The following is a 17,772-nucleotide window of genomic DNA, read 5'->3' on the forward strand; positions in this document are numbered from 1 at the left end:
GCGACCGGCGGTATGCATACGGGCCGCGTCGGGGCGCTTGGCAAGGTGCTCGGCAACAAGAACACGGCCAAGACTCAGGACGAGCGCAAACGGGCCGAGGTCGCGACGCGCATCGAGGCGCTGTACAGCAAAACCAAAACCGAAGTCACCAGCATCCTCGACGGCCTCGACGGTAAGGTCAACGGCGTCTTCGAGCGCGGCGAGAGCGCCGCGCGGGCGGCGTTCGAGCAGCACGTCGACAAGCGCATGAAAGCCTATAAAGATCAGCGCTACAGCGGGCTGCTGGGCAAGGGCAAATGGCTCAAAGATAAGCTGCTGGGCATGCCGAGCGAGGTCAACAGCTTTTTCCAGGAGGGTCGCCAGCTCTACCTTAAGCAGATGCAAGTCGTGATCAACTCGGTCGCGGATGTGGTCGGCGCTGAGCTGACGCGAGCCAAAGCGCGGATCGCGCAGGGACGGCAGGAGATCCAGCAGTTTGTCAGCGGGCTGCCCGGTGATCTGCGCGAGGTTGGGCAGCAGGCAGCCGAGGATATTCAGAGCCGTTTCGACCAGCTTGAGCAGGATGTAGACTCCAAGCAGGAAGCGCTGGTGCAAAGCCTGGCGCAGAAGTATGTCGCGGCCCGCGACGCCGTGGACGCGCGCATCACGGAGATGCAGAAGGCCAACCAGGGCCTCGTCGCCAAGGCGAAGGAAGCGATCGTCGGCGTGATCCAGACGATCCTCGAGCTCAAGAATATGCTGATGGGCGTGCTGGGCCGCGCCGCAGGGGTGATCGGGGCGATCATCAAAGATCCGATCCGCTTCCTGGGCAATCTGATCGGCGCGGTCAAGCAAGGGCTTAACCAGTTCGTCGGCAACATCGGCAAGCATTTGCAGCAGGGTCTGATGGGCTGGCTCTTCGGCGCACTGGGCGATGCGGGCATTCGCATGCCCGAAAGCCTGGATCTCAAGGGTATTTTGAGCCTCGTGATGCAGGTCATGGGCCTGACATACGCCAATATCCGCGCGCGGGCGGTCAAGCTGGTCGGCGAGCCGACGGTCAAGCTGATGGAAGGAACGGTCAAGGTCTTCCAGGTGCTGGCAAGCGAAGGCCCCGCCGGGCTGTGGCATCTGATCCAGGATAAGGTCGGCGATCTCAAAGAGCAGGTCATCGGTCAGATCAAAGAGTTCGTGATCACCAAGATCATCACCGCTGGCGTCACCTGGCTGATCAGCTTGTTCAACCCGGCGGCGGCGTTCATCAAAGCCTGCAAGATGATCTATGATGTTATCATGTTCTTCATCGAGCGCGGCAGCCAGATTATGGAGCTAGTCGGCGCGATCCTCGACTCGATCGGCGCGATTGCTAGCGGCTCGATCGGCGCGGCTGCAAACCGGGTTGAGCAGACGCTTGGTAAGGCGCTGCCCGTCGCGATCAGCTTCCTCGCCAGCCTGATTGGAGTCGGCGGCATCAGCCAGCGCGTGAAGAAGATCATCGGCTCGGTCCAGAAGCCGATCAACTCGGCGATCGATTCGGTGGTGAAGGCGGCGGCCAAGGGCTTCAAGAAGCTTGCGGGGCGGGGGAAAGCGCCACAGGGTAATGGAGCTAATAACGCTGATCATCGATCCCAAGCTGAGAAGCAGGCAGATCTTGATCAAGCTATTTCCGAATCTGAGAAAGTACTCTCAGAAGAAGGCGCTACAGCCGAGAGTATTCGCAAGAAGTTACCTGCCATTAAGTCAAAGTATAATCTTGTTTCTCTTAATCTGGTACAAGACTCCGATACAAAATACCATGTACATGGCAAAGTTAATCCTGAGAAAGATACCCTAGCTAAAGAAATAGGTGCTGAAATTGTCACGATTCAAGCTCCTCAGAAATTTGGTGGGAAACCCATTGAGTGCGTTAAGAAAGGGTCAACCTATATTCCTACTGGTAAGATCGAAATTTATGGAGCTGGCAAAGTTCAATTTCGTGAGCGCGAAGAGTATGAGCAACTCAAGGCTGAACGCTCAGGGAAGCTTGGTAAAGAAGCTCAGCGAGCATTCGCTAAAGATCCGGCGAAGCAAAAGCGCCTGAAATGGATCGAAGAAAAGCCACTCCATAATTACCAACGCTCACAAGGAAACTTAAAGTCTCTGCTTAAGGCTGGCATGGATCCGGACTCGCTTCAAGATGCCTTCAAGATTATGGAACACTTGATAAGTGAAATTGAGAAGCTCGATGTTGAATTAGTCGTAGGGACGAAGATCGATCATGGCAGCAAGATGGTAGTTCCCAATGGCAGTATGAAAGTAGACTCCAAATGGGAGGTCAAAGATGGGACACCGCCGCTGTTATATCTCGATACTATCATATACATTAAGAAATAAGGAGATGAGTTATGCATCAGTTCGATGAAGAAGAATGGAAGCACTTAAGCATCATGAACGATGAGGATATTGATTATAGTGTTGTTCCAGAGCCGATCCTTGAAAAACTGGCTCTCGGTAATGAGTTATATATTGCAAACTCAGCCCTGGTTGAGCTATGGATGCGCGAAACTCTTTCGGCTGCGCCGATAGCCGCAGAAATCTTAGTCACCGGGCACAGCGATCGTTACCTTCAAGCTACTGCACTACGAGTCTTGTTTGAAAGAGATCGCAGCACAGCACTCCGTTATATGCAGGAACAAGCGCCGACTTGCGATCTTTATACCTTGTACAAAATGATGCAATTGCTTACCGAGGAAGATGGCTTGAGTTCTTCAAACAAAGCATCATTAATTCCATCTATCCTTGAAAGACTTAAAATTCTTGAATCAGAAGAAACTAATGAAGATATTGACTTCATTGATCTTGAAGTAAAAGAAGCATTTTTTCAAAAGTATAATTCCTAACATCTTCGCTCGACGACTTGTAAAGCAAATGAAGCTAACAACTTAGCTCAAAGAGGATTAGCTCACGGAGGCAACTCGATGTCATCGCACCACTCGCTCGACAACCGGGAGCACCTGTCGCAAATTCGCCGACGTGCCTCCAACGAGGCGTCCACCAACGATACTGACATTGGCTCGACGCAGCACCCGCTGCTCAACTTACAGCGCCAGGTAGGCAACGCGCAGATCGCGCGTATGCTGGCCCAGCGCACTGCCGAAGAAGAGCAGGAGGAAGGCGGCGCGGTCCAGGCGATGCACGATCCCGCCGCCGTCCAGCGCACTGCCGAAGAAGAGCAGGAGGAGGGCGGCGCGGTCCAGGCGATGCACGATCCCGCCGTCCAGCGCACCGCTGAGGAAGAGCAAGAAGAGGGTGGTGCCGTACAAGCGATGCATGATCCTTCCGCTGTTCAGCGTACCGCCGAAGAAGAGCAGGAAGAGGGCGGCACAGTTCAGGCTAAACCAGAAGTCGGCCTCGAAGGTGGACCAATTAGCGGTGATCTAGGCGGTAGAATACAGTCGAAGCGCGGGAGCGGCTCGCCGATGGATGATGGGATGCGAGAGTCGATGGAGGGCGCGTTCGGCACAAACTTCAAGGACGTGCGCATCCACAGCGATAGCGAATCCCATCAGCTCAACCGCAGCATCAGCGCCAAAGCATTCACGACGGGCAACGACATCTTCTTCGGCGAGAGCGCCAGCCCCGCCGACACGAAGCTCCTTGGGCACGAGCTAACCCACGTGGTGCAGCAGCGCTCGATGAGCACCAGCGGGCCGATGACCGTCGGGCCAGCGGGCGATAACCACGAGCAAGAGGCCGACGCAGCGGGCGCAGCCGCAGCCGCAGCCATCGAGGGCGGTCATGCCCAGCGCCAGAGCGCCGAGGAAGAGCACGAGACGGCCTGAGCGTACGGAGCGCGCAGGCATGACGATCGATAGCGCCATATCGAAGTTCACAGCACCAGCTTCCTCCATCAGCCGACCAAGCTGATGCAGCCTCCCAGGAAGCTGGCGCACAACCCAAGCGCCAGGCAGTACGCGCAGCACAGTTCAGACCAAGACGGCAGCACACAGCTTACAACCTTTCGTGTCCAACACATAACCACAGCTTCATGCGGAGCCATACATTACTGGTTCGGCAAGGGATCGTTTGCTGCCCAAACGCTCTATGCCGCACTGTAGTAGCCGATAGATACCATGATCAGCGAGCTTGACGAAACAATCCGGCAGATCCTGCTCAAAGAGGGCGGCTTCGACACCGCCGACGTCGACGTAAGCTTCGATCTACCCAACCGCGAGTGGTCAGGCGGCATCTCGAAGCCGACGCTCAACTGCTACCTTTTCGACATCCGCGAGCGGCGGCAGCTTCGCGAGGAGGGCTGGGATCTGGAGCGGCGCGGCACCAACGGCGCGGCCCGGCGGCGGCCACCGCTGCATTTCGAGCTAACCTATCTGATCACCGCCTGGACGCGCGCCGTCGAAGACGAGCACCGGCTGCTCTGGCACGTGCTGCGGACGATGATTCGCTTTCCGATCATGCCCACGCAGCATTTACAGGGCATGCTAGCCGAGTATGGCTGGCCGATCCACACCAGCATCGCGCAGACCGAGGGCGTGCTCAAAAGCCCCGGCGAGTTCTGGTCGGCGCTGGAGAACCATCTCAAGCCCTCGCTGAGCTACGTCGTCACGCTGGCGCTGGATACGGAGGCGATCCCCGCCGGGCCGCCCGTGCTCACCACCAGCCTGCGGATGCGCCCATCGGCGCAGCAGAACGGCGACGGCGCTACCGAGTCGATCACGACCAAGCCCGCGCTCTACACCCGGCAGGTCGTGATCGACGAGCACGATCTCACCGTGACCACCGACCCACAGGGCCGCCTCAATCTTGAGGGCACGCTCCGTGGCGATCACGAGCAGCCGCTGCCCGACACCGTCATCACCGTCGAAGGGCACAACCACCGCGTCATCAGCGACTCCGAGGGCCGCTTTCGGCTGAACGGCCTGATCCCCGGACGCTACACCCTGGCCGTCAAAACGGACGGTCGCACGCTGCGCCATGCGCTGATCGTTCGCAATCCGAGCCACCAGATGGTTATCGATGTAGGTGACAGGCCAGGCAGCCTGTCGGACACCCCCACTGAAGGAGGTACTACCACGAGCTAGGCCTATATAACCACGACAAGAAGGAGAAGATTTCGGAGGATATACGCACGTTCCGCCGAAGACCGTTTAGCATCATTTAGGAGCCCATAATGCCTCAGTACCAGTACCCCGGCGTTTATATCGAAGAGGTGGATCGGGGAAGCAAGCCTATTCAGGGAGTTGGCACCTCCATTGCCGCATTCATTGGCTTTACCGAGCGTCGTCCCGCCGGAAACACCGGCCAGCCGGTCTTTGTTTCAAGCTGGACCCAGTTCGTCAATGATTTCGGCACGCCCGAAACGCAGGGCTTCGTGCCCGGCTTCTACCTGCCGCACTCGGTGTACGGCTACTTCCAGAACGGCGGAGCCGCTTGCTATATTCAGAGCATCGCAACCAAAGAAGAGTCCGAGCAGGCGTCGCGCGGTGGCGTCGCGCGGGCCGCGCTGCCCAGCCGCACGGGCACCAAGGCGCTTGAGCTGCGCAGCAAGGTCGAGAACGTTCCCGCCGAGAGCGTCAGCATCGAGATCGAAGACGCCACCGGCGAGGGAGCGACCAATGAGCAGTTCAGGGTGACGGTCAAAGCGCCGAACCGGCCCGACGAAGTCTTCGACAATCTCTCGATGGGCCGTGGCAAGGGCACGCGCAACGCCGTCGAAGTGCTGACCCGCGAGTCGCGCATCCTTCAGGCGCTCGAACTCGACAGCGCAGGCTCGATGCTGGAGCGCCGCCCGCAGAACGGCACCTACACGCTGTCGGCGACGAAGACCGCGCTGGCGACGGCGGCGAGCTTCGAGGGCAACCCCGCGCAGCGCACCGGCATCGGCGCGCTCGAAGAGATCGACGAGATCACGCTGGTGTTGTGCCCCGACCTGATGGGCGGCTACCTGACGGGCAAGCTCACGCGCGAGGATGTCGTCGCGGTGCAGAAGGCGATGCTGACGCACTGCGAGCTGATGAAAGATCGCTTTGCCATTCTCGACGCGCTGCCGGGCATGACCCCGCAGGAGATCAACGACTGGCGCATGAAAGAGGCCAACTTCAACTCGAAGTACGGCGCGCTCTACTATCCCTGGATCTACGTTGCCAACCCGCGCCCGCAGAACGGCGCAGGCAGCCAGATCATGATCCCGCCGAGCGGCCACATCGCCGGTGTGTATGCCCGCACCGACGCCGAGCGCGGCGTGCATAAAGCGCCGGCCAACGAGCAGGTGCGCGGCGCGCTGAAGCTTGAGCGCCAGCTGATCAACAGCGAGCAGGCGCTGCTCAACCCGAACGGCATCAACTGCGTCCGCGCCTTCCCTGGCCGTGGCATCCTGGTCTGGGGCGCGCGCACGCTCTCCAACGACACCTCCTGGCAGTACATCAACGTGCGCCGTCTCTTCAACATGATCGAAGAGTCGATCTTCCAGGGCACGCAGTGGGCCGTCTTCGAGCCCAACGACATGGACCTCTGGGAGCGCGTCAAGCGCACGATCACCGCCTTCCTGACCCGCGTCTGGCGCGACGGCGCGCTCTTTGGCGCGACGCCTGAAGAGGCGTTCTATGTCAAGTGTGACGCCGAGCTGAATCCGCCGGAGGTGCGCGACGTCGGCCAGTTGATCGTCGAGGTCGGTATCGCGCCGGTCAAGCCCGCCGAGTTCGTGGTCTTCCGCTTCAGCCAGATGAGCAGCGGCGGCGGCATCAACGAGTAACGTTCATCCAACATACACGACAGCAAGCATCTAAAGGAGGACACGCATGGGCGTTGGTTTGCGCAGAGATCCGTTAACCGGATACCATTTTTACCTTGAGATCGACGGCATCACCCAGGCGCGGTTCCGCGAGTGCAGCGGCCTGACCTCGGAGTCGCAGGTGATCGAGTACAAAGAGGCGGACAAGAACGGCAACGTCATCATCAAAAAGGTGCCCGGCGTGCTGAAATGGTCCGATATTACGCTCAAGCGCGGCATCACCGACATCATGGAGCTGTGGGAATGGCGCAAGAAAGTCGAAGACGGCTATGTCGAGCTGGCGCGCAAGAACGGCTCGATCGTGCTGTACAATCAGGCTAACGAGGAGATCGCCCGCTGGAACGTCACCGATTGCTGGCCGATGAAGATCAGCGGCCCGCAGCTCAACGCCAATAACAACGATATTGCCGTCGAGGAGATCGTGCTGGCGCACGAGGGCTTGCAGCGCGTCAAGTAGCGTGCAACGCCCTGGGATTATGGCCTGGGAGGGGCGTATGGTACGACGCCCCTCCTACATCACTCAATTTCAAGAGACGAGAGTCGAGACGTAGATGACCCTCCAGACTGAATTCGAGTTTACGCTGCCGCGCGGCTATGTCGACCGCGAGGGCAATGTGCATCGCCAGGGTACGATGCGCCTGGCAACGGCGATGGACGAGATCGCGCCGATGCGCGATCCGCGCGTGCGCTCCAACCAGGCGTATCTGGTGATTATTTTGCTGTCGCGGGTGATTACCAAGCTCGGTACACTGCGCGATGTTAATCCGGGCGTGATCGAAGAGCTTTTCTCTGCCGATCTGGCGTTTCTGCAAGATTTTTATCGCCGGATCAACGAAACCGGCACCAGCCTGGTTGCGGTGGCATGTCCCGAATGCTCGCACCAGTTCGAGATCGACACGGGCCGCCTGGGGGGATGATTGGCTACCCCCTCGACCGGCTCTATGAGGAGGTAGCCTACATCGCCTACCATTTCCACTGGCCGCTGGATGAGATTCTCGCGCTGGAGCATCCAGAGCGACAGGCATGGCTCGAACAGATTGGAGCCATCAATCAGCGGCTCAACGAGGCGAGCGAAGAGTGATCATGGAGCTGATCGATGGATCAGACAGCAGAGCAACCGCAAGGTGCGCAATCCGCTGAAGAGCCGATGGACGGCAAGCCAGCGGTCGATCTTGAAGCGTTGACCGCCGCAGTTGAACGCCTGCTCCGCCGCGATCTGGAGATCGCGAACGAGCGGTTGCGTGGTTTAAGGCGCGAATAGCTGCCGTCCATACAGACAGCGGGATCGTAGAGCAGCGTCGGCGATGTCGATCACCCTGCTACGTGAGAGAGTGTGGCAATGACAAAACAGCGCAAAGTCTATAGCACCTACCGTTTTATGGTGGAAATCAAGGGCATTACCGAAGCTGCCTTTAGCGAGTGCTCCGGCCTTCAGGCTGAGACTGAGATCTTTGAGTGGCAGGAGGGCGGTCGCAATGGGTTTACGCACCGGCTGCCGGGCCGCACCAAGTTTTCAAATCTGACGTTGAAGCGGGGCATCGCCAGCGCCGAGCTGTGGAACTGGTTCAACAGCAGCCGTCTGGGCAAGGTCAAGCGCTACGATATTTCGATCATCCTGTGCGGCTACCAGGGCTATCCTGAGGTGCGCTGGAACATCGCCGATGCCGTGCCGATCAAATGGAACGGCCCGACCTTCAAGGCCGATGCCAACGAGGTCGCGGTCGAGTCGATCGAACTGATTCATAATGGCTTTGAGCGCGTCGGGGCATAACGCTACATGTCTGCATCGAAGAACGACAACGCACACACACCAGACATCACGCTGCCGTCCAGCATCGCGCAGACCATGCGGCTGGTGCAGCGCACCGCGCAGATCGCAGGCTGGGGCGAGCGCATCGCGGCTCACAATCAGCCGCCGCGCTCCGCCAGCTTCGGGTCGCGTTTGTTCCGGCGCTTCGAGCCCACCAATTCGCCCGGCATCTGGGCCGATAGCTTCGCGCAGCGCTTTGCCGCCAGCGAGCTTGAGCCGTCGAACAGCGAGCTGAAGCTCGCGCCGTACGCGCCCGCGCAGCGCCAGGTGAGCGCGGCACGCCAGGGCGCGCTGCCGTGGTCGAGCGCCGATCCGTTCGCGCCCGCCGCCGCCCCGGCAGCCGCGCCGATCGCGCGCATGGCAGACACGCCCGCCGCCGATCCGCTGCTCAGCGATCTGATGGCCTCCGGCTGGCAGGTCCAGTCGCCGCGCTCCGCGCCTGTGCAGCGCTCGACGGAGCAGCCGAGCTACTCATCGGCTCCCGCGCCACAGCCCACGGGGGCATCGCCGCAGGCCGAGCCGCAGATCCGCCGCTCGACAGAAACCACGCCGCCCGCCGCAACGCCAGCGATTCAGCGCTCGACGGAGGCAGCGCCGCCTGCCGCAACGCCAGCGATTCAGCGCTCGACGGAGGTAGCGCCGCCCGCCGCAACACCAGCGATTCAGCGCTCGACAGAAACCCCGTCGCCTGATTCCGCCCCGGCCTCGCTACAACGCCAGCCTTCGGGTGAGCAGCCCGGCGCCTCGACTCCCGCAGCGCCCGATGCGCCCGCGAGCGAATCAGCGGATACGTCGTCGGCAGCGCCCGATGCATCGACGCCGACGATACAAACTGCGGCCACGCGCTCGATGACGCTGTTTCGCGGCACGCCCCAAAATCCGTTGATGCGGATGGGACTTTCAGAGAGCGCAGGCGAGGCCGACGAGATCCCGGCAGCGCCCAGCAGCGCCGCGCCTTCGGCTTCAGGCGAGCTGCCAGTGGTACGGCCTGCACGCTCAAATGATAATGCGGCCCCGCCGGTTTCCTCTCCGCAGAGCGCCCAGATCGCCCGCCGAGCCGACGCTCCCGCCGCGACACCGCAGCCGAGCGCACAGCCGGATACGCGCCAGGATATTACGTCAACTTCTCCGGCAGATACAGCCCAATCGTCGAGCAGCGCCGCCGAGAGCGCCACGCAGCCAGATGTGCAGCGCGCACCCGATGCGCCTGCCTCATCCGCCCCGTCTGCCAGCGATAGCGTCGCAGCCGATCCGATCCAGCGCACGCCTGACGCGACTCCTCAGAGCACCGCTGCCGATCCGATCCAGCGCACGCCCGACGCGACTCCTCAGAGCGTCACTGCCGATCCGATCCAGCGCACGCCCGACACGACCCCTCAGAGCACCGCTGCTGCCACGCCCGATCAGCCGGTGATCGCGCGTCTTGCACCCGATAGCGCCGATGCTCCGGCTGCCAGCGCCGCCCAGGATCACGCGACTCACGTCGCGCCCGGCGACAGCGGCTTGCCTGAGCAGGACAGCGCGGCATCGAGCGCTGCCAGCATCGCCCGCGCGACCGCCGACGCGCCGCCTGTGCCAATCGTGCAGCGGACGCCAGGCGCTTCCGCAGCGCCCACACTGTCCAATACTGGCTCAGGCGTGGATCGCGGCGCCGATGGTCCAGGCGCAGAAGCGACGAGCGAGTCCGCGCCGGTCATTCGCCGCCAGTCCAGCCCGTCTGCGCGGGACAGGGCGATGAATGCTGTGCTGCCGCTGGCGGCACGGCTGCTGCAACGCTACAGCACGGGCAATGCGCAGGGAAGCTCCGCGCCGATGCCGCTGCTCAGGACATACGCGCTACCAGGGGCGATCACGCTCATGCGCGCCACCGAGCAATCGAGCGGCTCCGCAGCGCTCCCACTGGTGACGCCTACGGAGGGCACGGCGAGCAGCCCGCCCAGCACGTCGCACGTCGCCGCGCTGCCGCTGCTCCGCCGCTCGGCGATCGTGCCCGCGCTGCCCCAGGCCCCGCTCCAGCGCGCGGCCATGCCCGGCATCACGTCGGCTCCCACCGGCAGCCCGGCGGCCACAACGCCTGCATCCGCGCCCGCTGCTAGCGCCGTGCCTGCCCTGGACTGGAGCGCCCTGCCGCTGCTACAACGGCTCAGCCTTCAGCACACGCTGCCTGCCGCGCCTGCCACGTCCACGAGCAGCCCGCCGCCTGCCGCGCCCACCAGCCACGGCATCGCCGCGCGCGTGCTGCAACGCCTCGCCCTCGACGGCACCCCCAGCGCTGCCCCGATGCCCTTGCTCAGGATGCAGACGCCAGTAACGCCCTCGGCTGTGATGCACACCGCAGCCCAGTCGATCGGGCATGGCGTAGAGTCGGGTAGCATGGTCGATTCGGAAACGGCGGGTGAAGCGACGAGCGAGCTTACGGGCTTTGACGCAGCGCCGACGATCCGCCGCTCGGCGATCATGCCGTCGCTTGCGGGACAGTCGTACCGGCCGCTGCCTTTGCTCAGGATGCACACGCCCGACGCACCGACGATGGCGCAGACGAGAGCAGATAGCGCCGATTGGTCGCAGCCGCTCTACGATCCGGCGATCGGCAGCGCAACCCCGCCGACAAGCGCCGCTGTGATGCGTAGCGCTGATCAGCCCGGCACAGCGCAGTTTTTGCCAGAGATGACACCGGCGGAGGGCACGGCGAGCAGCCCGCCCAGCACGTCGCACGTCGCCGCGCTGCCGCTGCTCCGCCGCTCACCGATCGTGCCCGCGCTGCCCCAGGCTCCGCTCCAGCGCGAGGCCATGCCCGGCATCACGTCGGGTCCCACCGGCAGCCCGGCGGCCACAACGCCCGCGTCCGCGCCCGCTGCCAGCGCCGCGCCTGCCCTGGACTGGAGCGCCCTGCCGCTGCTGCAACGCCTCAGCCTCCAGCACGCGCTCCCTGTCGCGCCCACACCCACCAGCAGCCCGCCGCCTGCCGCGCCCACCAGCCACGGCGTCGCCGCGCGCGTGCTGCAACGCCTCGCCCTCGACGCCACGCCCGGCGCGGCCCCGATGCCCTTGCTCAGGATGCAGATGCCGCACATGCCCGCCTTCGACAGCGCAGCGGAAACAGGTCCGGCAAGCCCAGGCGACTCCCCGACACACGAATCGACACCAGTGCTGCATGTCGCAGCGCCTTCGTTGGCATCCGCGCTCGTGCGTCGCTCGGCGATCCTGCCGTCGGTACCAGGCTTTGCGGCACCGGAGCAGGAATTCTTGCCGATGGCGGCAGACACGCCTGAGGCTGGCGCGGGCGCATTCCAGCAGCCAGCCAGCGCCGTCGACATGGGCAGCGCTCGCCCATTGCTGCAACGCGCCAGTCTTCCCGCTCTACTGTCAGGACAATCCACGATGAGCAGCCTGGGCGCTCCCGCATCTGGATACTTCCAGCGCAGCGCTTCGCCGCTCGCGCCGAATCAGGCCGGATCGGAATCGGGGACGCTAGGATTGCCGCTGCTTCAGCGCATGCTCACCGACAGGCATCCTGGCGCTGACGGAGAAGCCGGGCTGTTCGGAGGCGCTGACCACACGCTCGCGTCAGCCGATACGCCGGATCAGCCTTCTGGCGCGAGCCGTCAAGCCCCGATCAGCCGCACGACCGCCGATCTTGCGCTGCTCAAACCGGCGCGACCCGACATCCAGCGGACGCCGGAGCAGGGCCAGGGCGGGGAGGCCGAGGCGAGCGCCGCGCAGCCGTCAGGCGGCAGCGCCGACGCAGCGGCAAAGGGCGAGGCAGGCAAAGAGGCCAAGCACGACATCGAAAAGCTTGCACGTCAGGTCTATGCTCGATTACGGCACCGGCTGCTGATCGATCGAGAGCGATTGGGACGTTACTGATCAAGATAGTCTAACAAGAGGACATCTATGCGCAGCGGTCAACTCGCGAAAGCAGAAATCATCAATCTGCACACTGGTGAAAAAGTCCCGTGCATGTTCAATCCCAAGGAATATACCTTCTCCAAAAGCAATGGCTGGAAGGAATCAGAGACAAAGGGGCTTGATATTCCGCCACTGGAGTTTAGCGGCGGCGAGCCTTCAACGCTATCAATTCAGCTTCTCTTCGATACGAATGAGTCGCACAGCCATCTGAACCTGGGCGTCGTGGCAGGCCGCGATGTACGCAAGTACACCAAAGGGCTGTGGGACATGATGAAGATCAACGAAAATAGAAAGCATCCGAAGACCAAAAAGGGAGAGCCGCCATACTGTCGGTTTGTGTGGGGCACGATGTGGTCGTTCGAGGCGGTGATCACCAGCATCTCGCAAAAATTCACGCTCTTTGCCCCGGACGGAACGCCCCTGCGGGCGGTGCTCGATGTCTCGTTCAAGCAGGCCTTTGACGAAGGCCAGTACCCGCGACAAAACCCGACCTCCGGCGGTAATCCTGGCGAACACGTGCGGACCGTCCGTGAGGGTGAGACCCTGCCGTACATTGCGTACGAAGAGTACGGCGACCCGACCGTGTGGCGACATCTTGCGAATACCAATAATATTTCTGATCCCCGACGGCTGCGTCCCGGCGATATGCTGATGATCACGCCGCTGCCGTCGCGCTAGTTTGTGCCGCCATAGCCCGACCATACGATACAGGGATGATGTATGCCTCCGAATCAGCAGAAGAGTTCTATCGGTCAGTTTTTTATCCAGGTGGATGGCTCCAACGCGCCGCCTGAGGTAATGAATGCCCTTCAAGACGCGGTTGTCGAGGACGACATTGGGCAGCCGGCCATGTTTGCGCTGCGCTTTCATGATCCCAATCTCACGCTGACCGACGGCGATCAGTTCAAGCTGGGCCGTGAGGTGACACTTGGAGCTGCCGCGCCGGGCGGACAGCAAAAAACGATCATGACCGGCGAGATCACGGCGCTGGAGCCGGAGTTCGAGCAGCATACTCCCACGATTACGGTGCGCGGCTACGATCGATCGCATCGGCTGTACCGGGGCCGCAAAACGCGGACATTCCTCAATCAGACCGATAGCGACATAGCCTCGCAGATCGCGCGTGAGGCCGGGCTGACCGTCGATGCGGAGGCGACCAGCGCTCAGCACGCCTATGTCATTCAAGATAACCAGACCGACATGGATTTTTTGCGGGCGCGGGCTGCCCGGATCGGCTACAGTATCACCGCAGACGAGCGCAAGCTGCGCTTCCGCCGCGCCGAGGCCTCGCCGCCAGCCGCGCCCGCTCAGGAGTGGGGCCTTTCGCTACGCACCTTCCGTGTGCGGCTTACAGCCATCGCGCAGCCCAACGATGTCCAGGTGCGCGGCTGGGACCCCAAGATGAAGCGGGCGATCGTCGGCAAGGCCACGCAGGCGGCCAAGCCGTCACAGATCGGCGATGGCAAGACTGGCGGCGAGGCGGCGCAGGAGTCCTTTGGCTCGGCGGCGACGCTCACCGTCACCAATCAGCCGGTCCGCACGCAGGGCGAGGCCGATTATCTTGCGCAGGCGACACTTGACGAGCTTTCCGGTGGCTATCTCGTGGCCGAAGGACTCTGTAACGGGGAGCCAGCCCTGAAAGCAGGCACCACGGTCGAAATTAGCGGAGTCGGCACACGGCTGGGCGGCAAATATTTTGTCACCGCCACGCGCCATGAGTACACGCCGAAGGGCGGCTACACCACCATCTTCACGGTCAACGGGCGGCAGCCGCGTAATCTCGTCGCGTCGGTCAACGGGCATCACGGGCAGCACAGAATCGAGGGCGTGGTCATCGGCGTCGTCACCAACATCAACGATCCCGACAAGCTGGGCCGTGTCAAAGTCAAGTTTCCCTGGCTCGACGAAGGCCAGGAGAGCGACTGGGCGCGACTCGTCGGGACCGGCGGCGGCAAAGATCGCGGCTTCATGGTCGTGCCCGAAGTCGAAGACGAGGTGCTGGTTGCTTTCGAGCACGGCGACATCAACCGGCCCTACATCATCGGCGGGCTGTGGAACAGCAAAGATACAGCGCCCGTCGTCGCCGTGGCCGGTGGCAAAGTCGAGCAGCGCATTTTCAAGACGCGCGTCGGGCACCAGATCGTCTTCAAAGACGACGCCGGTCCCGGCTTTATCCAGATCAAGACCGCCGGTGGGCATCTGATCAACATCAACGACACCGATAAGCAGATCCAGATCAAATCGCAAAGCCATACGGTGCTGCTCGACGACCAGGGCAAAGCCGTCAAGATCACGTCGGGCGGCGATGTCGAGATCAAAGGCACGGGCGGCCAGCTCACGATTACGTCCAGCGGCGTCGAGCTGCGCTCCAACAGCGGCATGACCGTCCAGGCCAACTCGATGCTCGATGTTAAGTCAAGCGCGGCGCTAACCATCCAGGGGGCGATGGTCAAGATCAACTAAGTTGCCAGCCCGATCCGGTACCGAATGGCTGGTTTTCAAGGCTGAAAAAGGGGTATATATGAGTTTCCCTGCGGCGCGCTTAACCGATACCACCGCGACCGGCGACATCATCACCGGGCCGGGCGCTCCAACAGTACTGATCGGTGGGCTACCGGCGGCATGCGTCGGCGATGCGACCGTAGGCGCGGCCTGTACCGGCACGATCACCATGGGCAGCGGCACGGTCTTGATTGGAGGCCGTCCTGCCGCGCGGATCACCAGCCAGGTCAACGGCGTGAACAGCGCGGGCGTGCCGACGACCACCGTGGTCGCCAAGGGAGCGCCCAACGTGATGATCGGCGGCTAAGATGGCTGCCGGTGCGGCTGCGGGCAGATCCGAGCGTGAGTAGCAAAGGTTCAGCATGACTCAACTAGGCGATATTATCGGCTCAGGCTGGCGCTTTCCGCCGGGAGTCGATGGGCGAGGCAACATTGCGCTCTCCTCGCGCGAACAAGAGATCGAAGAGGCGATCGAAATTATTCTGAGCACGCCCAAGGGCCAGCGCGTGATGCGGCCTGAGTTCGGCTGTCGCATCCATGAGCTGATCTTCGCGCCGATCAACGCGGGCACCGCCGCCGCAGTGTCGCATCATGTCAAAGAGGCGCTGGGATGGTGGGAGCCACGGATCGATGTCGAGGACGTGAACGTCGAGCCCGATCCTGAGAGTCCCTCGTGTTTGTTGATTCACATCGCCTATCGTATTCGAGCGACCCACGACGAGCGGGCGTTGGTCTATCCCTTCTATACCATTCCGGGCGAGCCCTAGTCGCCGCACCGCCCGATCCGCTTGCTCGTCGTCGTAGGAGATATCGATGCCGCTTCCAACACCGAATTTAGATGATCGCCGCTTTCAAGACCTTGTGGACGAGGCCAAGCGGATGATTCCGCGCTACTGCCCGCAGTGGACCGACCACAACGTGAGCGATCCCGGCGTGACGCTGATCGAGCTGTTTGCCTGGATGACCGAGACGATGCTCTACCGGCTCAATCGCGTCCCCGAAAAAAGCTATATCAACTTTATGGAGCTGATGGGCGTGCAGCTTCAGCCGCCGACCGCCGCGCGCACGACGCTGACCTTCTGGCTGGCCGCGCCATCCAGCGAGACGGTGACGGTCCCGACTGGCACCGAGGTGGCGACAGTGCAGACCGCCGCCGAGGCCGCCGTCAGCTTCAGCACCGACGCCGATCTGGTGGTACGGCCAACCAAGCTGATCGGCTGCTTCACGTCGCCGGACGAGCGCAACTTTGAGGATCAGTTCTGGAAGCTGGACGTGCCCAACCAGTCGTTTCTGGCGTTCAGCCCGCAGCCCAATCCCGGCGATGCGTTCTACCTGTGCTACGAGCAGGATCATAGCAACCATATTCTCGCGCTGTGGATCGACTGTACGATCGAGGGTATCGGCGTCGATCCGACCAACCCGCCGCTCTCGTGGGAAGCCTGGTGTACCGAAGGCTGGTCGGAGGCGGAGTTCGATCGCGACGAGCACGGCAAGCGCAACGACGAGACGGGCGGCCTCAACAAGAAGGGCCGCGTCCTGCTGCACCTGCCGCCGGGCATGGCTCCGATCGACTTCGGCGGGAAGCGCGGCTACTGGCTGCGCTGCCGCCATACGCCGCCCAAGCCGGGACAGCCCACCTACTCGGCGTCGCCGATGATCTATACGATCGACTCCGGCTCGATGGGCGGGATGATGACCGCGACACACGCGCGCACGATCGTCGGCGAGATCCTGGGCCGCAGCGATGGCATGCCGGGACAGACCTACCGGCTGGAGGCCACGCCGGTTCTGCCGCGCCAGCCGCACGAGACGCTGGAGGTGCAGGAAGAGGACGGCACCTGGACGGTCTGGGAGGAGCGCGCCGATTTTGCCCAGTCGATGCCGCAGAACAAGCATTTTGTCCTCGACAGCGTGACGGGCGAGGTCCGCTTCGGGCCGTTCATGCGCGAGCCCGACGGCACGGGCCGTCAGTACGGCGCGATCCCGCCACGCGGCAGCCTGGTACGCTTCAGCCGCTACCGCAGCGGCGGCGGCTCGCTGGGCAACGTCGACACCGGCAAGCTGAGCGTGCTGAAAAACGCCGTGCCCTACGTCGATCGCGTCACCAACCGCCAGCGCGCGATCGGCGGTCGCGACGCAGAAAGCCTGGAGCGAGCCAAGCTGCGCGCGCCGCAGATGCTCCGCACCCGCGATCGGGCTGTCACCGTGGAAGACTACGAGTACCTTGCCAAACAGGCGTCGTCGAGCGTGGCGCGGGCGCGCTGCCTGCAACCGCGCGCCGTGGGCATGGCAAACACACCGCCGCCAGGCGTCGTGCAGATGCTGCTGGTGCCCGATCTGTCCGCCGCCGAGGGCCGTATCCTGCCCGAACAGCTCCGCATGCCGCAGGAGGCGATCCAGGAGGTGCAGCAGTACCTCGACGAGCGCCGCCTGCTGACCACGATCATCAAGATCGGACAGCCCGACTACGTGTGGGTTTCGGTCGATGCGCGGCTCAAAACGCGGCCTGAGACTGATCCGGAAGCCGTGCGCCGCGATGCTCAGACCAAGCTCTACCGCTTCCTCAACCCGGTCGTCGGCGGCCACGACCAGAGCGGCTGGCCGTTCGGACGCGATCTCTACATCTCGGAGGTGTACGCGGTGCTCCAGAGCGTGCCGGGCGTTGAATACATCGAGCACGTGAAGCTCTGGCTCGAAGGCAAAAAAGAGCCGCAGGATCGCATCACGCTGACGCCAAATGGACTAATCGCATCGGCAGAGCATCGCATTGCCGTCGTATAACTGA

General features: G+C 62.5%; 16 protein-coding genes. All 16 read left to right on the forward strand.

Going from position 1 to position 17,772, the window contains the following annotated elements; all coding sequences use genetic code 11:
• Positions 1–2,352 (forward strand): hypothetical protein (locus VFZ66_11135; protein HEX6289738.1); only part of this gene is annotated, 2,352 nt, incomplete at its 5' end.
• Positions 2,353–2,363: 11 nt separating this feature from the next.
• Positions 2,364–2,858 carry a hypothetical protein gene (locus VFZ66_11140; protein HEX6289739.1) on the forward strand — a complete coding sequence of 165 codons (495 nt, stop codon included), beginning with the start codon at positions 2,364–2,366 and terminating at the stop codon, positions 2,856–2,858.
• 78 nt (positions 2,859–2,936) lie between these two features.
• Positions 2,937–3,800 (forward strand): DUF4157 domain-containing protein, encoded by an 864-nt coding sequence (locus VFZ66_11145; protein ID HEX6289740.1) that lies wholly within the window; start codon positions 2,937–2,939, stop codon positions 3,798–3,800.
• A gap of 291 nt (positions 3,801–4,091) precedes the next feature.
• Positions 4,092–5,057 carry a Pvc16 family protein gene (locus tag VFZ66_11150; GenBank protein ID HEX6289741.1) on the forward strand — a complete coding sequence of 322 codons (966 nt, stop codon included), beginning with the start codon at positions 4,092–4,094 and terminating at the stop codon, positions 5,055–5,057.
• An 89-nt stretch (positions 5,058–5,146) separates the two neighbouring features.
• Positions 5,147–6,727: a phage tail sheath family protein gene (locus VFZ66_11155; protein ID HEX6289742.1), complete on the forward strand. Its 1,581-nt coding sequence runs from the start codon at positions 5,147–5,149 to the stop codon at positions 6,725–6,727.
• Positions 6,728–6,773: 46 nt separating this feature from the next.
• A complete protein-coding gene (locus VFZ66_11160) occupies positions 6,774–7,223 on the forward strand; it encodes a phage tail protein (GenBank protein HEX6289743.1) in 450 nt (149 codons plus the stop codon).
• 94 nt (positions 7,224–7,317) lie between these two features.
• Positions 7,318–7,683: a hypothetical protein gene (locus VFZ66_11165; protein ID HEX6289744.1), complete on the forward strand. Its 366-nt coding sequence runs from the start codon at positions 7,318–7,320 to the stop codon at positions 7,681–7,683.
• Positions 7,680–7,847 carry a DUF6760 family protein gene (locus VFZ66_11170; protein ID HEX6289745.1) on the forward strand — a complete coding sequence of 56 codons (168 nt, stop codon included), beginning with the start codon at positions 7,680–7,682 and terminating at the stop codon, positions 7,845–7,847. Before VFZ66_11165 ends, VFZ66_11170 begins: the two co-directional genes overlap by 4 nt.
• A gap of 15 nt (positions 7,848–7,862) precedes the next feature.
• Complete coding sequence (locus VFZ66_11175) at positions 7,863–8,027, forward strand: hypothetical protein (GenBank protein HEX6289746.1); 165 nt, start codon at positions 7,863–7,865, stop codon at positions 8,025–8,027.
• Positions 8,028–8,105: 78 nt separating this feature from the next.
• A complete protein-coding gene (locus VFZ66_11180) occupies positions 8,106–8,537 on the forward strand; it encodes a phage tail protein (protein ID HEX6289747.1) in 432 nt (143 codons plus the stop codon).
• A 6-nt stretch (positions 8,538–8,543) separates the two neighbouring features.
• Positions 8,544–12,443 (forward strand): hypothetical protein, encoded by a 3,900-nt coding sequence (locus VFZ66_11185; protein ID HEX6289748.1) that lies wholly within the window; start codon positions 8,544–8,546, stop codon positions 12,441–12,443.
• 27 nt (positions 12,444–12,470) lie between these two features.
• Positions 12,471–13,163 (forward strand): hypothetical protein, encoded by a 693-nt coding sequence (locus VFZ66_11190; protein ID HEX6289749.1) that lies wholly within the window; start codon positions 12,471–12,473, stop codon positions 13,161–13,163.
• Between the two features lie 42 nt (positions 13,164–13,205).
• Entirely contained in the window at positions 13,206–14,948 is a 1,743-nt protein-coding gene (locus tag VFZ66_11195; protein ID HEX6289750.1) for a VgrG-related protein, read from the forward strand.
• A gap of 58 nt (positions 14,949–15,006) precedes the next feature.
• The gene (locus VFZ66_11200) at positions 15,007–15,294 is read left to right on the forward strand and encodes a PAAR domain-containing protein (GenBank protein HEX6289751.1); all 288 of its coding nucleotides are present in this window, start codon (positions 15,007–15,009) and stop codon (positions 15,292–15,294) included.
• Positions 15,295–15,349: 55 nt separating this feature from the next.
• Entirely contained in the window at positions 15,350–15,754 is a 405-nt protein-coding gene (locus VFZ66_11205) for a GPW/gp25 family protein (protein HEX6289752.1), read from the forward strand.
• 46 nt (positions 15,755–15,800) lie between these two features.
• Complete coding sequence (locus VFZ66_11210) at positions 15,801–17,768, forward strand: putative baseplate assembly protein (protein ID HEX6289753.1); 1,968 nt, start codon at positions 15,801–15,803, stop codon at positions 17,766–17,768.
• Positions 17,769–17,772: the final 4 nt, after the last annotated feature.

The sequence above is a fragment of the Herpetosiphonaceae bacterium genome (assembly GCA_036374795.1).
Lineage (GTDB): Bacteria > Chloroflexota > Chloroflexia > Chloroflexales > Kallotenuaceae > LB3-1.

Coding starts and splice junctions, on each gene's coding strand:
- VFZ66_11140 (HEX6289739.1), top strand. CDS start 2,364: ATGCATCAGTTCGATGAAGAAGAATGGAAGCACTTAAGCATCATGAAC.
- VFZ66_11145 (HEX6289740.1), top strand. CDS start 2,937: ATGTCATCGCACCACTCGCTCGACAACCGGGAGCACCTGTCGCAAATT.
- VFZ66_11150 (HEX6289741.1), top strand. CDS start 4,092: ATGATCAGCGAGCTTGACGAAACAATCCGGCAGATCCTGCTCAAAGAG.
- VFZ66_11155 (HEX6289742.1), top strand. CDS start 5,147: ATGCCTCAGTACCAGTACCCCGGCGTTTATATCGAAGAGGTGGATCGG.
- VFZ66_11160 (HEX6289743.1), top strand. CDS start 6,774: ATGGGCGTTGGTTTGCGCAGAGATCCGTTAACCGGATACCATTTTTAC.
- VFZ66_11165 (HEX6289744.1), top strand. CDS start 7,318: ATGACCCTCCAGACTGAATTCGAGTTTACGCTGCCGCGCGGCTATGTC.
- VFZ66_11170 (HEX6289745.1), top strand. CDS start 7,680: ATGATTGGCTACCCCCTCGACCGGCTCTATGAGGAGGTAGCCTACATC.
- VFZ66_11175 (HEX6289746.1), top strand. CDS start 7,863: ATGGATCAGACAGCAGAGCAACCGCAAGGTGCGCAATCCGCTGAAGAG.
- VFZ66_11180 (HEX6289747.1), top strand. CDS start 8,106: ATGACAAAACAGCGCAAAGTCTATAGCACCTACCGTTTTATGGTGGAA.
- VFZ66_11185 (HEX6289748.1), top strand. CDS start 8,544: ATGTCTGCATCGAAGAACGACAACGCACACACACCAGACATCACGCTG.
- VFZ66_11190 (HEX6289749.1), top strand. CDS start 12,471: ATGCGCAGCGGTCAACTCGCGAAAGCAGAAATCATCAATCTGCACACT.
- VFZ66_11195 (HEX6289750.1), top strand. CDS start 13,206: ATGCCTCCGAATCAGCAGAAGAGTTCTATCGGTCAGTTTTTTATCCAG.
- VFZ66_11200 (HEX6289751.1), top strand. CDS start 15,007: ATGAGTTTCCCTGCGGCGCGCTTAACCGATACCACCGCGACCGGCGAC.
- VFZ66_11205 (HEX6289752.1), top strand. CDS start 15,350: ATGACTCAACTAGGCGATATTATCGGCTCAGGCTGGCGCTTTCCGCCG.
- VFZ66_11210 (HEX6289753.1), top strand. CDS start 15,801: ATGCCGCTTCCAACACCGAATTTAGATGATCGCCGCTTTCAAGACCTT.